Here is a 13,595-nt window from a genome sequence, read left to right as displayed (position 1 = left end):
GGTGCGCCCGGACGACGCACCGTGCCCGGGCGCGTCGTACGCCACCACCGAGAAGCCCGCGTCCACCAGGGGCCGCACGAAGGCCGTGAGCTGCCCGCCGTAGCCGCTCCACCCGTGCACCAGCAACACCCGGGGGCCCTCGCCCCAGCTCCACACCGCCACCCTCTCGCGCTCCACCGTCAGCACCCGGGGCTGGCCTTGCGCCAGCACCGCCTCCGCCGTGCGCGAGCGTCGCGGCCGCTGGGGCGTCAGGAACAGTCGCTCCGCCCATGCCGCCGCCAGCCCGGGCGCCACCGCCCCCAGACTCCGCGCCGCCGCCTGCACACCCCACACCGCTAATTTCGTCCGAACGTTCGTGCTATTTTCAGCCATGACGAGGTCCTCCTCGAAGGGAACGGCAACGACAAGATCAGGCAGTAGGGATGCGAGCGGCGGTGAGGAGCGCGTCGAAGGCCCGGCGAGCGCGCGCCTCGGCCTGGGGGTCCCGCATCAGCCGCTTCGCGTGGTGGAAGCCCAGCATCACCCCGTACTGGTCATGGGCGAACTGCTCCACGTCCAGCGCCTGGCGGAAATGACCTTCCGCCACGGCGATGCGCGCGGCCTGGGCCAGGCAGTCCAGCCAGTCCCGTTGCCCCTGCACCAGCGTGTCCCGTGCGGGCCCGGGCGCGTCGTCCAGCTCCGCCGCCGCCGCCACGAAGATGCAGCCGCCTTCGAGCAGCGTGTCCCGGTCCCACGTGAGCCAGCCGTCGAAGAGCGCCCGCACCCGGGGCTCGCCGCGGGGCCTGCCCAACGCCGGGCGGACGACGCGCTCGGTGAAGACGACGGTGGCCGCCTCCAGGACCTGTACCTGCAGCTCCGCCTTGGACTTGAAGTGCGCGAACAGGCCGCTCTTGGAGAGGCCCAGCTCCTCCGCCAGCCCCCCGATGCTCAGCCCGTGCAGCCCCACCCGGCTCGCCAGCCGGACGGCCGTCTCCAGGATGGCCTGATGGGTGAGCTCGCCCTTGCGCATGACCCGTTTATAGGACGGTCGTTCTTTTTTCGCAACCCTGGCTCACGGCTCCAGGCTGCCGACTCCGCGCGGCGTGGCGTGGCGTGCGCATCCATCAAAAGCAGTAGCCTCCCAGGCGATGAACCGCACTGAAGCAACCCAGGCCCTCGAACTCATGCGCCGGGTCGTCGCGCAGGCCCGCGACGACACCGCGCTCCAGAACTGGGGCGCCATCTGGATGATCCACGCCTTCACCAACGGCGGGGGCTTCCTGGCCACAGACTGGTTGTGGGAAGCGGGGCATCGCGGCCCGGGGCCCTTCGTGCTGCTGTGGGGCGTGCTGCTGTTCCTCAACTTCGCCAGCATCTTCGTGATGAAGCGCGGGCAGACGGCCGGCGTGCGCTCGTTCATCGAACGGCAGATCTGGGCCATCTGGACCACCTTCATCGGGGGGCTGGTGCTGGTGGCGTTGCTCAACCTGCTGCTCGGGCTGGACCGACTCTTCGTGCCCGCTGTGGCGTGCGTCCTCTTCGCCATGTCGTTCGCGTCCATGGGCGCGCTGATGGGCCGCGTCTGGTACGGGATGGCCCTGCTCTTCGCAGGGGTCGCCCTGGGAATGGCCCGCATGGAGCATCACGCGTTCGGCGTGCTGGGCGGCCTCTGGTTCCTCGTCCAGTTCAGCTCGGGCCTGGCGCTCCACCGCGCCCGGAGCCGCCGGCTCGCAGGCGGGGTCACGGGGCCCCGGCTGGTATGAGCCCGGAGGCACTCGCGGCCCTGGTGGCGCTGGCGTTGGAACCGCTTGGACTCACCGAACGGGGGCTGACGGCGAGGCTGCGGGAGGCTGGCATCGCGGAGCCTGCGGCACTGCTGGGGCGGCTCGTCACGGCGGGGTGGGCGCAGGCCTCGCGAGGCACGTGGGTGCTGACGCCCTCCGGACACAAGGCCCTGCGCGAGGCACACGCCGAACTCGAACGGGCCCAGGATCCCAGTCCGAGCTCCGATGGCATGGAGACGTGTCCTTCCGTGCCGTGGCTCACGCAGGTGCAGACGCACTGGGTGGAGGCCATCTCCGTCAACTACGCGGTGGACCCGGGCCTCCTCGCGCGCCTGCTGCCCGCGCCCCTGGAGCCCGAGGTCTTCCACGGCACGGCCTGGGTGCAGGTGCTGATGTCGTCGCTGCGGGACATGCGACCGAGGGGCCTGCTCCCGCTGATGGGCGTCTGTTTCTACCAGGTGAGCTACAGGGCGGCGGTGCGCTACCGCAACGCGAAGGGCGACTGGCGACGCGGCGGCTACTTCGTGCGCAGCGAGACGAGCGACCCCGTCATGCGCGGCGTGGGAAACGCGCTCAAGGAGTTCAAGTTCCACGAGTTTGGCGAAGCCCAAATGGTGATGGCGCGCGAGGGCGACCTGCTCACGGTGGGAGTGGATCCGGAAGCACCCTTCCCCGGTGGGAAGCTGGTGGGCGTCTTCGACACCGACCCCCGGACGCAGCCGCCCGAAGGCAGCGTGTGGACGGACCTGGACGCGCTGCATGAGCCGCTGGTCGAGTGCTACGACGCGTTCGGCGTGGATGACGGCTTCGTCTACGTGCTGACCATCGACCGTGCGCCCTGGAACGCGCGGTTCGTCACCCCGGTGCAATTGTATTGCGAGTACCTCCAGGAGGGGCCCCTCGCCCCGGGCGCGAGGCTCGACTCGGTGCTGCATCTCACCGAGTGCGCCTACCAGTGGCGCCCGCTGCGTCGTGAGCGGTACGCGCGCTGAGCGACCGGCCCCGGGGGTTCACGCCCGTCCAGATGCAAGCCATTGCGCTGCCCGTGTCTGGTCAGGGTGGGGAGCGCTGAAGATACTGCGCGGGTCATGAAGACCTATCGCCTTCGCCGCGCCGCCCTCTCCGAAGCCATCCAGCTCAACCGCCGTCTCATCTTCCGACGCCTTCCCATCCTGTTGATCGCGCTGGGAGGCGGACTCCTGCTTGGGTCGAGGGGCGGCACCGCCCTTTCCCCGGTGCTGCTGGGGCTGCTGTGCCTGGGGGCGCTGGGGGTGATGGGCACCTCCATCTGGCGCCAGTTGCGTCTGTCGGAGACCCAGTTCGCGCGCCACTTCGACTCCTATGTGCTGGAGGCCGGAGAGGGCGGGATTTCGCACCGCAGCGAGATCCTGCCGGAGACGCGGCTCGGGCGTGACGAGGTCGTGCACATCGAGGAGTCGCCCATGCTCGGGATCCTGTTGAAGGGACAGGGGCCGGGCAAGACCATGGCGCTGTCGCCCTTCCTGGAGGGCTACGCGCAGTTGAAAGAGGAGCTGACTGCCTGGAGACCCATCGCTCCGGTGTCGCAGGCGCAGGTGGGGCGCCGCGCGGATGCCGTGGGGCTGCTCGGGGTCGTGTTCGGACTGGGCATCAGCGCGCTCTGGATGGGCGTGGGCTACTTCAGCGACCTGCGCTGGTCGATGCTCAGCGGGGCCGCCATGTTGCTGTGTGGCCTGGGAGGGCTCACGTACCTGCGACGCAACTGCCCTCAGATCAAGCTCAAGCCCTTCGTGGTGGGGCTGGTGTTCTTCTCGCTCTCCATCCCGGCCCGACTCATGCTGCACTTCTTGCGGACGTGAACAACAGCGGGGTCGCCCCATGCGGTTCACCCTCATCACCGGGAAGAACAACACGGGAAAGACGGCCCTGATTGAGGGGCTGATGCTCAAGCTCAGCAATAAAACACTTGAGCCGACTTCGGGTGCGCGACGAGCGCAGGGTCGTGACGGCAAACTCCCTCGCACCATCGTCATCGATGTGCGTGGGTGGCTGACGCTGCCCGCTCACTGACGGCATCAGCGCCGCATCAGTAGTTCCACGCAACGCAGTCGGTCGTCGTGCGCGTGACGAATTCAGCCAGCGTGCGCATGTTCCTGACGAACGTGCTCGTATCGAGGTAGTCGCCAGGGGTGGCGCCGCTTCGCGGGCCACCCGGGCTGTAGTTCGTGATCCACCGCTGGTTGTCCACCGCCGTGTCGACGGCCTGTGCCGTGTCGACGCGGAGCTGCTGGCACGAGCGCTTCATCACGGTCGTGTCGGTCGCCAGCCGGTCGTACTCCGCGCGGATCGCGGCGAGCTGCGAGGGTCCTTCCCACCCATAGTTCTGGTAGGTCGGCGGCGCGGTGGAGAACCGGACCGGGTAACCGCCCGGCTTCACCGTGTAGAAGCCGATGTTCGAGGGCGCGGTGTCATCGAGTTCGATGTAGCGGGAGATGAGCGTGTTGTTCGCGTAATCGACGGTCTCCAGATACGCGAGCGCGGTCCCGACCGCCGCGCGGTTCGCCAGCACGCTCGGGTCCAGTTGGTAGAGGCGAAGGAGCGCCCACATGATGTCCTGGCTCTCCTGCCCCGCGATCGCCGGCGTCTCCCAGTTCCGGGCCCAGCGCGGCTGCATCTGGATGTCGTACTGCTGAGCCCAGGCAGGCTGGGGCTGGGGCATCTGCGCACGACGAAGGAAGCCACCGAACGCGGTGAGCATGAACTGATAGGTCGAGACCTGCGCGGGATACAGGTCCCGGGCCCAGGTCAGCATCTCCACGAAGGCCGACGCGAGGTTGTCGTTCAGGGTCGGGTCATCCCAATACTCGTTCGCGTAGGAATTCGCGTAGCAGGTGGCGAGGCCGCACGAGGTCCCGATCGACAGCGGATAGCTCGCCACGAGCGCCGGCCGCGCGGCGACGGGCCCGATTCCAGGGTGTATTCGCCCCGCTGGCAGCTTGCCGCGTCTGCCTACGCCCCAGAGGGGAACCACACGAAGTGCGGGAGAGCCACGGAAGCGGGTCACGCCCAAGGGTGCATCGCCTCGGATGCGTGTACGCGGGCGCGGACGGTAACGGGCAGACAACGTCGGACGGGTCAGACGCATGCGCTCTCCACACGGTGGCGGCATGGCTCCTGCTCTCCGCGCCCGGCATGAGGAACCAGGAGCGGATGGCGCTGGCGCAGCGCTTGGGGCAGGCGGAGTTGGAAATGCAGAAGGCGATGCTCGCGCTGGATGGGAATCCAGCGGCGCGGACCCGGTTGGCCGAGGCCCGGGGCGAATACCGCGCGGCTGAGCAGCAGGCGCTGCGGGTACTCGGCGCGCATGCTGCTCTGGAGGTGATCGAGCAACTCAAGGCAGGCCCATGACGACTCTGCGGGGGGGCGCTGTGGCGGCTCGCACCGTCGCGTGTCCCGCCAAGCGCCGCCCGACAGCACAACGCGTCCACTGAACTCTTTCACAGACGACCTCGCCTTGGGGTCAGTGCGGACCACCATGGTGCATGTCTGACTCAGCAGCAAAGCACCGACACCGCCAATACAGTCACCAGCTCCTTTCCTGTCGAGCCTCTCAAAGCGTAGGCGGGGACGCTTCCGGGAAAGGGCCAACGCAGTCCCGTGTGCGGAGCGTCAATGAGTCGAGAGAATAGGAAATGGCTCGTCTGCCTGACGGCGGCCCTATTGGTTGGGCTGGCCGGGTGTGGCACCGAGGAGGCGCCGGGCAGTGACATTGAGGCCGCGTCGGCACGTCAGGGCCTCATCACGTCGGCGAAGGTGCCACAAGCCGTTGCGGCGGGCGCCTACCACTCCCTCTTCCTGACGAAGGACGGAGAGGTCTGGGCCTGGGGACAGAACGTGTTCGGACAGCTGGGAACGGGCAGCACCAGCACCAACCAACCCCAACCCACTCGGGTGAGTGGGCTGCCGGCCATCAAGGCCGTCGCGGCGGGCATCTACCATTCGCTGGCACTCGACATGAACGGTGACGTGTGGGTTTGGGGTCAGAACGGCAACGGTCAAGCGGGCCTCGGGGCAGTAGGCGGTACCGTGCTGGTTCCCACCCGCTTGGCGACGCTCTCTGGAATCCAGTCCATCGCGGCCAACGGGAACTTCTCGCTCGCACTGGGGGCGGATGGCCGGCTGTGGGCCTGGGGGCAGAACGCCTCGGGACAGGTAGGCGTGGGGTTCACTAGCTTCGCGGAGCCCACGCCCTTCGAAGTGCCGGGCCTGCCCACCATCCGCACCATGGCCGCAGGTGTGAACCATGCGCTGGCGCTGGATGCGGACGGCAAGGTGTGGGGCTGGGGCCTGAACACCTCTGCCCAGGTGGGCACAGGAGTCACCAGTGCAGCAGTTCTCACGCCAACCCAAGTTGCGGGGGTACCGCGCGCCACGGCTCTCGCTGCGGGCGCGGGCCACTCGCTCCTCGTCGATGAGCAGTTCGGGAATGTGTGGGCATGGGGGCAGAACACCTTCGGTCAGGTGGGGACAGGCAGCGCCAGTTCCATCGTGACGGCACCTCGCGCGGTAGATGGTGTATTCGCGGTTACGACCATCGCGGCCGGACACAACAGCTCCTTCGCCATCATCGGCAATGGCTTCACGAAGGGCTGGGGCCATAACGCGGCAGGCCAACTCGGCAACGGGACCACGGCCAACAGCGCATCTCCGGTGGACGTGACGGGCGTCACCGACGCGACAGCGCTGGCTGCGGGAGCCCAGCATGTGCTGACGCTGCGGCCCGGGTGTCCTGTCTGGACCTGGGGCAACAACGGCCAGGGACAGCTTGGCACGGGTAGCACCTCGACGACGCCGGTGACGGCCCCGGCGACGGCCCTCATCCTCAACACGTTCTACTTCGACGGCGACATGGATGGCTTTGGCGACGAGTACCTTTCGGAGCAGGCCTGCGCGCCATCCCCCGGCTTCGTGGAGGAACTCGACTGCGACGACTACACAGCGACCACCTACCCCGGTGCTCCGGAGGTCTGCAACGGAGTGGACGACAGCTGCGACGGCGTCGCGGACGACGGCAATCCAAGTGGTGGCGATACCTGCGCCACGGGCAAAGTGGGCGTGTGCGCGACGGGCACGACGGCCTGCACGAGCGGCAACGTGGCCTGCCAACAGAACGTGGCCGCGGGCGACGAGCAGTGCGACCTGTTGGACAACGACTGCGACGGCGAGACCGACGAAGGCAACCCGGGTGGGCTACAGCAGTGCGAGACGGGCCAGCAGGGCGTGTGCGGCGAGGGCGTGACCTACTGCACTCACGGCGTCATCAATTGCGTGCAGAAGCAGGCCGCCTCCAGCGAGGTCTGCGACAGCAAGGACAACGACTGCAACGGCCAGTCGGATGACGGCCTTACCTTCTCAGTATGGTACCGCGATCAGGACGGGGACGGCTACGGCCTCGCGTCCCAAGCAGTGCAGGCATGCGCACGCCCCACCGGGTACTCGCCGGCCGCAGGCGACTGCGACGACGCCCATCCGGGCTTCCATCCCAGCGCCACGGAGGTCTGCGACGGCCTGGACAACGACTGCGACGGGCAGGTGGACGAAGGGGTGTCCACGCAGGCGTGGTACCGCGATGCAGACGGCGATGGCTTTGGCGATGGGAGCCAGGCCGTGCAGAGCTGCCGGCAGCCGTCGGGCTACGTTGCGAACACGGTCGACTGTAACGACGCCAGCGCGGCCATCAAGCCCGGTGCTTCCGAAGTCTGCGACGGCCTGGACAACGACTGCGACACCCAGGTGGACGAGGGGACGCTGGGCACTTGGTACCGCGACGCGGATGGAGACGGCTACGGCAACCTGAACCAGTCCACCCAGGCCTGCTCCCAGCCCACAGGCTACGTGGCGAACGCTGGCGACTGCAACGACGGCAGTGCGAGCACCTGGCCGGGAGCCTTCGAAGTCTGCGATGGCGCGGACAACAACTGTAACGGCTCCGTCGACGAAGGCCTCAAGTCATACCGCGACGCCGATGGAGACGGAGAGGGGGCGCCCCTCCAATTCGTTGAAACCTGCAATCCTCCCGCAGGATATGTATCCAACCCCAAGGACTGCGATGACAGCAATCCAGCGACTCACTCGAACGCAATCGACATCCTCGACGGCATTGACAACAACTGCGACGAATTCTCAGACAACGGAATCGACTCTCGCATTTCATCCAACTACAGGACTTTCATCCTACTAAAACAAAGCGGAACCGTCTGGACATGGGGCAACAACCAGAACGGACAAGCGGGAGATGGAACCACCATCAACAGAACCACTCCCGGGCAGACTCAGGGACTATCAAACATCAAGGTGATAAAATCTGGCCACGATCACACCCTTGCTCTAAAGGGCGACGGAACCGTCTGGGCATGGGGCGACAACCTCGATGGCCAAGTCGGTCCCAATGCCTCCTTCTACCAGACCACGGCAATACGGGTGCAACAACTATCCGACATCAAGTCGATCGTCGCGACAGACCATGGAAGCCTCGCGCTGAAGCGTGATGGCACAGTCTGGGGATGGGGAAACCATGGAACCGGGACATCCATCTCCAGCCCTACACGGATACAGGCACTCAGCGACATCATCGGCATCGTTGCCCGTGGCCAGTTCCTAGCACTCAAGCGCGACGGGACCGTGTGGGGCTGGGGGAACAATACCTATGGCCAAGTTGGCGACGGAACAACAACCCGCCGCACCGTCCCCGTGCAAATCCAGGGATTGGCAGGGATTATTGGCTTGTCGGCGGGCCCCGAGCATTCACTCGCTCTGAAGAATGACGGTACGGTCTGGGCATGGGGGCGCAACAGCCTGGGGGAGCTCGGCAATGGCACGACGCTCGACAGCCTCGTACCAATGCAGACTCAAGGCTTGACCGGCGTAAAATCTGTCTTCTTCCATGACGGCGCAAGCATGGCGCTAAAGCACGATGGAACGATGTGGAGTTGGGGGTACAACTTCGCAGGTCAATTGGGAGATGGGACCACCACCAATCGCTACTTACCCGTACAAGTGCAGGGAGTGATTGGGATCACAATGGCTCTCTTCGCGCCTGGAAGAAATACGTTTACCCGAAAGACGGACGGGACGATTTGGGCTTGGGGCCGCAACGAGTGGGGTGGACTCGGTGACGGGACCAAGTCTTCACGCCGAACACCGGTCATGATTCCAAGCCTGGCAGGCACGGTCGCTTTTGGGCTGGGTGGCCTCAGCTATGCCGCAATGAAACAGGATGGAACGGTTTGGGCTTGGGGCTATAACGATTCAGGACAGCTTGGCGATGGCACAACGACTAATCGTATTGTGCCGGCGCAGATTCCTGGGTTGGAGAATTGATTCTTGACTGGACGTCCAGAGAGTCCTGGGCGTCCAGTCACGCAACACGCGGGCGGCGTAGAGTCCATGTGACGAGACGGCCTCATGGCGCGCAGGGGCCCCGGTAGAGCCTGGTTCCATCTCTGGCCGCGCTCCACAGCTCGTCCGACGACAGTGCCTCCAGGGTCGTGAAGCCCTGGGTGCCGAAGAGGAGGTCCTGCCACGCCGTTCCGGCGAAGCGGATGAGGTCGTCCGTGTCCAGGCGCGCGAAGACGGCGCCCTGCCCGAAGGACACTACGTCGAGGAGAGCCGGCGCGACGCCCCCGCCCTCGAAGATGGGGTACGGCGACTTCGTGCTCCAGACGCCTCCCGCGCGCTCCAGGAACACCCCCTGGTCTCCGGCCGCGTAGGCCAGGCCCGGCGATACGACGTGCACAGTCTGCAGCGCGACCTGTCCCTGAGAAAGGGACGGCAGGATCTCTTGCAGCCACTGGCCTCCGTCTTCATTGGCGCGGTACGCGACAGGCTCGTCGCCGTTCGTTCCCAGGGCGAGCAGCGCCTGCAGGCCGTGGCTCCATGTGAAGCTGGCCACCGCGCAGGAGCGGCTCCCCGCGCCCACCTTCCGCGTCGAGGCTCCATCACAGGATGGAGGCCCCCCCCCGCTCTACGACACCATCCACGTCCTCCACGAGGATGGCGAGGTGGTGTGGTTCACCCGCGCTCGGTCCTTCGGGGGACGCAATCAAGGCGCATCGTCTACGGCGAAGAGCCCGAGGGCTTCGAGGTGGTCGACGCCGCGCAGCCGCAGGAGCGCGGACGGCTCTACCGAATCGAGGTGGCTCGCGTGGCGGCGGGCTCGCTGCGATTCGTCGTGGGGCAAGACGGTAGGGTGCGGCCCGAGGGGTAGCTGCACGGCCCGCCTCCAGGTAGCCGAACACGTCCTACCCGTCAGGACGCATTCGCAGCCGTGACTTAACTTTCCATTTTGTCCGTGTTGGCATGTTAAGCCATGCCAGTTGTCCCCCGCCTTCCGCGCGCCGCGAGCGCCGCCGCCGTCATCGCGCTCGCGGGCTGCGGCTCCGCCACCGTCGGCACAGTCGGCCCGCCCGCGTCCGCGAAGTGGGTGAGCCCGTTCTTCCCCACCCCGGACGGCGGCCAGTTGCAGACGACCATCTACTACGGGCCCTGGCAGTGCAGCGCCCCGTTCATGGCCCGCTGCGAGTCAAAGTGCGCCGCGCAAGGCCACGCACTCATGGGCTGCATGTGGCTCGCCGACATCAAGGGCGATTGGAAGGGGCGCTACCTGTTTCTGCCCGCCGAAGCGGGCGGGCGCTTTGCCATCACCCACTGCTGCTGCGACTACCCCGCGGTGTCGGACGGGAAGTGGCGGCGGGACACCTGGGACAACGCGCGCCCGCGCTTCCGGCGCGAGTGGAGTTCGGAACTCGGCGAGTGGCCTACCAACCCCAACGGGGTGCCTTGGGCAGGGCACCACATCTTTGACCTCGGTCACGGCGGCGCACCGGTGGCGCGAGACAATGTGCTGCCGGTGCCTGGCGACGTGCACGGCGTCTTCAACAAGGAGTACCCCGCCTGCTACGCCCCGGGTGGCAAGTGGCTCACGCCCGGCCCCTCGCGGCCCTACGCAGACTGAGGAGCCAGCATGGCCATGGACCGACTGCTGGAGGAAGTCTCCCGGCTCCACTTCCCGCGCCCACCCGCGACGACTGAGCAGCTCTCCGCATTCGAGGTGCGCGTCGGCTGGAAGCTGGACCCGGACTTGCGTGCCTTCTACCTGCACTGCGATGGATGCACGCTCTTCGAGACGTTGCCGGACGCGAAGTACCGTGTCCTCCCGCTGACCGAAATTCAGCATGCGCGGCGGGCCATCAGAGCCTCGGACGAAGAAGAGGACGGAGCGGCATCGCAGTACACGCTGGTGGACATGCAGGACACCAACTACGTCGTCCTGGACGTGGCGCAGGCTGCCAATGGCCACTACCCCCTGTTCGACGCCTTCCACGAGACATATCCGGAGACGGAGCGCATCGCGTCCTCCTTCGAGGAGTTCCTGGAAAGGGCCCTCCGCAGCGGTGACCGTGCCTACTGGCTGATCAGCGATCCTCCGGAGGGCTGAGTGGTTCCGGTTTCGCGCCCTAATTCGAGGGGGCAGAACCGGAACCGGGCGGGTCAGGCAGCGCGCCGGAGCGCGGCGCCACCGGCCTCCAGTCGGCGTGCTGCGGCCTCGCAGTAGCGCTCCTCCAACTCCACGCCCACGGCCCGGCGCCCGAGCTGCTGCGCGGCCACCAGCGTCGCCCCGGTGCCGGCGAACGGATCCAGGACGAGGCCTCCCGCCGGGCAGGAGCGCTCGACCAAGTAGGCCAGCAGGTTGACGGGCTTCTCCGTCGGGTGCGTCCGCGCCCGCGCGGGCACCGGCGGGTAGCCCGCGAGCACGGCGCCGTGGCGCTTCCCGGCGAGCGGCCGGCGCTTCGGTCCGGCCCCGTGCAGCACCACCTCGTAGTCCGGCGCGAAGCTGGCCGCGCAGTCGCCCATGCCGCCCCGGGCCTTCCACCACATCAACGCGCCCTTGATGCGCAGGTGCGCCGACGCCGCGTCGTAGAAGTCCGGCCAGCTCTCCCAGTGGCAGAAGACGAAGGCATGCATGTCCGGCTTCAGCGCGTGGCCCGCGGACGTGAGCGCCTGGCGGAAGACGCGCATGCCCTGGCGGGAGCCGTCCGCGCGGATGGCCGCGCCGCTCCTACCCTTCGCCTCGTAGGCCATGCCGTAGGGCGGGTCGCTGAGGAGCACGTCCACGGATTCGGACGGCAGTCCGAGCAGGTGGTCGCGGCAGTCGCCGTGGAACAGGGTGATGGTGTCGGTCTGGAAGTAGGGCTTCACTCTGGGGACTCGTGGGCAACGTAGCGCGGGAGCCGCACTACACGCGCGCGTGGTGCACGAGGGATGCCGCGCCGCCCGTCCGTTGGCGCCCCTGCCTCGCACGTGCGAAGTCCTCCCCGTGCCCACCCACGACAAGACGAAGACGCCCCCGGAGCGACGCAAGGCGCCCGCTGGGAGCACCGTCCGCATCGACGGCCTGCACCTCTCCCGGGAGGCATGGACTCGGGTGGAAGCCCTGACGGCCCAGCTCCGCCGCGCCGGCATCCCGCGCGCCCATCCGTCCGGCGCGCTCGACCTGCTGGTGCTGCATCCGGAGGTAGCCGCCCAGGTCCTGGCCGGCGGCTGCCGCATCTACCTCTGCGTCACCTGCGGCGCGTGGCTGGACGCGGCCAGGGGCATCGCCCACCAGGACACCCTGCCCAACCACGAGGTGCAGGGGTTCAGCGTGGCGGACTGAGCGCGCCCATGAGGCCCGGCAGCACGTCGATGCGAAGCCTCGCTTGATTGGGAAATCCAGCTATCCTGGCGCCGCCTCACAACCAGGAGAAGCATATGCGAGTGGCAATCATTGCCGGGCTGCTGGCTGTCGGTCTGTCGGCGGGGTGTGGTGGGCCGGCGGAGGAAGCTGACCTTCACCTTGGGCAGTCGTCCGCCAAGGTAGAGCCTGGCCCTGGCGGCGGAGGAAACTCCTGTCGAGTCGAGTGTTGGACCGGCGCCAATGCAGGCGCCACGGCCTGGATCAACACCTCCACCTTCAAGGAATGCGAGACGTATGCAATGTCCTTCTGCGACGCCGCCCATGGCGCGGACGGAGGGTTCTGGTACAGGGGCGATGCCTGGGCTTGGTGACGCTGCGTTGAGCGGACCCGCCCCGAGCATCCAGGGCGGGCCGCCGCACTTCACCAGCCGAACGTCCACCGCACGCCCGCGCCGGCCATCCGCTCCCGCTGGTTGGCCTCCGCGAAGGCGAAAAGGCCTAGGTCCTGCCGGATCCTCGCCCCACCCTCCAAGCACGCGTACGCGCCTGTGAGGGAGGAGGCTCCAGCAGAGGCCTCCAGGTAGCCGGTGCGCACCGGCACGTCGCTCTGCACCCGCGACAGCCCCGCGGCGACCGCAAGCCGCGGGGCGTCTAAGGGACCGCCGCCACCGCTGCGGCGGCCGGCGCCAGCGCGGCGGAGCTGCCGATGGCGCCGAGCGCCACCTCCATCGCCTCCGCACGCACCTTCACCTCGGCCGCCTGTGCGCGGTGCATGGACCGGAACTCCAGCTTCACGGCTTCCTGCTCGCCCGGCTTCAGGGCGCGCCAGCCGTTCGCCTTCATCCAGTTGTCGATGACCTTGAGCCCACGGGACGCCTTGTCCAGGCCGTTGTCCGCCGGGTCCTCCGACGCCACGTCCTCCACAATGTGGAAGGCGTGGTACGCGGCCATGGCGATGCGCCGCTTGCGGGTGGTGGTGAGCAGGGTGCCCCCTCCTCCGCCCCAGGATTTTCTGAGACACCTTTCTGGGGGATAGCCTCCCCCTCGTGAGGTGGATGTGAAGAAGCAGCAGAAGCAGGACAGGACGTCGGAGCGCGGCCGGTTCTCCGCGAAGCGGA

General features: G+C 67.6%; 15 protein-coding genes and 1 pseudogene. 10 read left to right on the top strand and 6 right to left on the bottom strand.

Going from position 1 to position 13,595, the window contains the following annotated elements; genetic code table 11:
- Positions 1 to 333: alpha/beta hydrolase (locus D7V88_RS30635; protein WP_244238483.1), on the bottom strand; the 333-nt coding region annotated here is incomplete at its 3' end.
- 76 nt (positions 334 to 409) lie between these two features.
- Complete coding sequence (locus tag D7V88_RS30630; protein WP_120544164.1) at positions 410 to 1,009, bottom strand: TetR/AcrR family transcriptional regulator; 600 nt, start codon at positions 1,007 to 1,009, stop codon at positions 410 to 412.
- A 118-nt stretch (positions 1,010 to 1,127) separates the two neighbouring features.
- Between D7V88_RS30630 and D7V88_RS30625 the strand changes: the two genes are divergently transcribed.
- From D7V88_RS30625 to D7V88_RS42680, 4 genes are all read left to right on the top strand, one after another.
- The gene (locus tag D7V88_RS30625) at positions 1,128 to 1,742 is read left to right on the top strand and encodes a hypothetical protein (RefSeq protein ID WP_147448929.1); all 615 of its coding nucleotides are present in this window, start codon (positions 1,128 to 1,130) and stop codon (positions 1,740 to 1,742) included.
- On the top strand, positions 1,739 to 2,755 hold the full coding sequence (locus D7V88_RS30620) for a DUF2071 domain-containing protein (protein ID WP_120544162.1): 1,017 nt from the start codon (positions 1,739 to 1,741) through the stop codon (positions 2,753 to 2,755). The genes D7V88_RS30625 and D7V88_RS30620 overlap by 4 nt, the downstream gene beginning before the upstream one ends.
- A gap of 96 nt (positions 2,756 to 2,851) precedes the next feature.
- On the top strand, positions 2,852 to 3,601 hold the full coding sequence (locus tag D7V88_RS30615) for a hypothetical protein (protein WP_120544161.1): 750 nt from the start codon (positions 2,852 to 2,854) through the stop codon (positions 3,599 to 3,601).
- Positions 3,602 to 3,620: 19 nt separating this feature from the next.
- Positions 3,621 to 3,812 (top strand): ATP-binding protein, encoded by a 192-nt coding sequence (locus D7V88_RS42680; RefSeq protein ID WP_147448928.1) that lies wholly within the window; start codon positions 3,621 to 3,623, stop codon positions 3,810 to 3,812.
- 16 nt (positions 3,813 to 3,828) lie between these two features.
- Here the strand turns inward: D7V88_RS42680 and D7V88_RS30610 are convergent, their stop codons facing one another.
- On the bottom strand, positions 3,829 to 4,680 hold the full coding sequence (locus D7V88_RS30610) for a pectate lyase (RefSeq protein WP_120544160.1): 852 nt from the start codon (positions 4,678 to 4,680) through the stop codon (positions 3,829 to 3,831).
- 272 nt (positions 4,681 to 4,952) lie between these two features.
- Here D7V88_RS30610 and D7V88_RS42675 point away from each other — a divergent pair, with 272 nt between their 5' ends.
- Together D7V88_RS42675 and D7V88_RS30600 are read left to right on the top strand one after the other, a co-directional pair.
- Positions 4,953 to 5,150, top strand: coding sequence for a hypothetical protein (locus D7V88_RS42675; protein WP_147448927.1), 198 nt, complete (start codon positions 4,953 to 4,955; stop codon positions 5,148 to 5,150).
- Between the two features lie 264 nt (positions 5,151 to 5,414).
- Positions 5,415 to 9,122, top strand: a complete 3,708-nt coding sequence (locus D7V88_RS30600) for an RCC1 domain-containing protein (protein ID WP_120544158.1) — start codon at positions 5,415 to 5,417, stop codon at positions 9,120 to 9,122.
- 82 nt (positions 9,123 to 9,204) lie between these two features.
- Here the strand turns inward: D7V88_RS30600 and D7V88_RS30595 are convergent, their stop codons facing one another.
- The gene (locus D7V88_RS30595) at positions 9,205 to 9,693 is read right to left on the bottom strand and encodes a hypothetical protein (RefSeq protein WP_147448926.1); all 489 of its coding nucleotides are present in this window, start codon (positions 9,691 to 9,693) and stop codon (positions 9,205 to 9,207) included.
- Between the two features lie 114 nt (positions 9,694 to 9,807).
- Between D7V88_RS30595 and D7V88_RS30590 the strand changes: the two genes are divergently transcribed.
- From D7V88_RS30590 to D7V88_RS30580, 3 genes are all read left to right on the top strand, one after another.
- Positions 9,808 to 10,008, top strand: coding sequence for a hypothetical protein (locus D7V88_RS30590; protein ID WP_120544156.1), 201 nt, complete (start codon positions 9,808 to 9,810; stop codon positions 10,006 to 10,008).
- A 102-nt stretch (positions 10,009 to 10,110) separates the two neighbouring features.
- Positions 10,111 to 10,755: a hypothetical protein gene (locus D7V88_RS30585; protein ID WP_120544155.1), complete on the top strand. Its 645-nt coding sequence runs from the start codon at positions 10,111 to 10,113 to the stop codon at positions 10,753 to 10,755.
- Positions 10,756 to 10,764: 9 nt separating this feature from the next.
- Positions 10,765 to 11,238 (top strand): SMI1/KNR4 family protein, encoded by a 474-nt coding sequence (locus tag D7V88_RS30580; RefSeq protein ID WP_120544154.1) that lies wholly within the window; start codon positions 10,765 to 10,767, stop codon positions 11,236 to 11,238.
- 53 nt (positions 11,239 to 11,291) lie between these two features.
- On the opposite strand, the gene D7V88_RS30575 is transcribed toward D7V88_RS30580, so the two are convergent.
- Positions 11,292 to 11,999, bottom strand: coding sequence for a DNA-methyltransferase (locus D7V88_RS30575; RefSeq protein WP_120544153.1), 708 nt, complete (start codon positions 11,997 to 11,999; stop codon positions 11,292 to 11,294).
- A gap of 118 nt (positions 12,000 to 12,117) precedes the next feature.
- Here D7V88_RS30575 and D7V88_RS30570 point away from each other — a divergent pair, with 118 nt between their 5' ends.
- On the top strand, positions 12,118 to 12,456 hold the full coding sequence (locus D7V88_RS30570; RefSeq protein WP_120544152.1) for a hypothetical protein: 339 nt from the start codon (positions 12,118 to 12,120) through the stop codon (positions 12,454 to 12,456).
- A 672-nt stretch (positions 12,457 to 13,128) separates the two neighbouring features.
- Here D7V88_RS30570 and D7V88_RS43925 read toward each other — a convergent pair.
- Positions 13,129 to 13,595, bottom strand: a pseudogene (locus tag D7V88_RS43925) (hypothetical protein); the annotation flags it as partial.

The organism is Corallococcus terminator, from assembly GCF_003611635.1.
In the GTDB taxonomy this organism is placed as follows: Bacteria; Myxococcota; Myxococcia; order Myxococcales; family Myxococcaceae; genus Corallococcus; species Corallococcus terminator.
The sequence above is the reverse complement of the archived record's forward strand: the minus strand, read 5'-3'. Positions and strand labels throughout refer to the sequence as shown.

Excerpts from the sequence above, each read along its gene's own strand:
- D7V88_RS30580 (WP_120544154.1), top strand. The coding sequence starts at position 10,765 with ATGGCCATGGACCGACTGCTGGAGGAAGTCTCCCGGCTCCACTTCCCG.
- D7V88_RS30620 (WP_120544162.1), top strand. The coding sequence starts at position 1,739 with ATGAGCCCGGAGGCACTCGCGGCCCTGGTGGCGCTGGCGTTGGAACCG.
- D7V88_RS42680 (WP_147448928.1), top strand. The coding sequence starts at position 3,621 with ATGCGGTTCACCCTCATCACCGGGAAGAACAACACGGGAAAGACGGCC.
- D7V88_RS30630 (WP_120544164.1), bottom strand. The coding sequence starts at position 1,009 with ATGCGCAAGGGCGAGCTCACCCATCAGGCCATCCTGGAGACGGCCGTC.
- D7V88_RS42675 (WP_147448927.1), top strand. The coding sequence starts at position 4,953 with ATGGCGCTGGCGCAGCGCTTGGGGCAGGCGGAGTTGGAAATGCAGAAG.
- D7V88_RS30600 (WP_120544158.1), top strand. The coding sequence starts at position 5,415 with ATGAGTCGAGAGAATAGGAAATGGCTCGTCTGCCTGACGGCGGCCCTA.
- D7V88_RS30615 (WP_120544161.1), top strand. The coding sequence starts at position 2,852 with ATGAAGACCTATCGCCTTCGCCGCGCCGCCCTCTCCGAAGCCATCCAG.
- D7V88_RS30625 (WP_147448929.1), top strand. The coding sequence starts at position 1,128 with ATGAACCGCACTGAAGCAACCCAGGCCCTCGAACTCATGCGCCGGGTC.
- D7V88_RS30585 (WP_120544155.1), top strand. The coding sequence starts at position 10,111 with ATGCCAGTTGTCCCCCGCCTTCCGCGCGCCGCGAGCGCCGCCGCCGTC.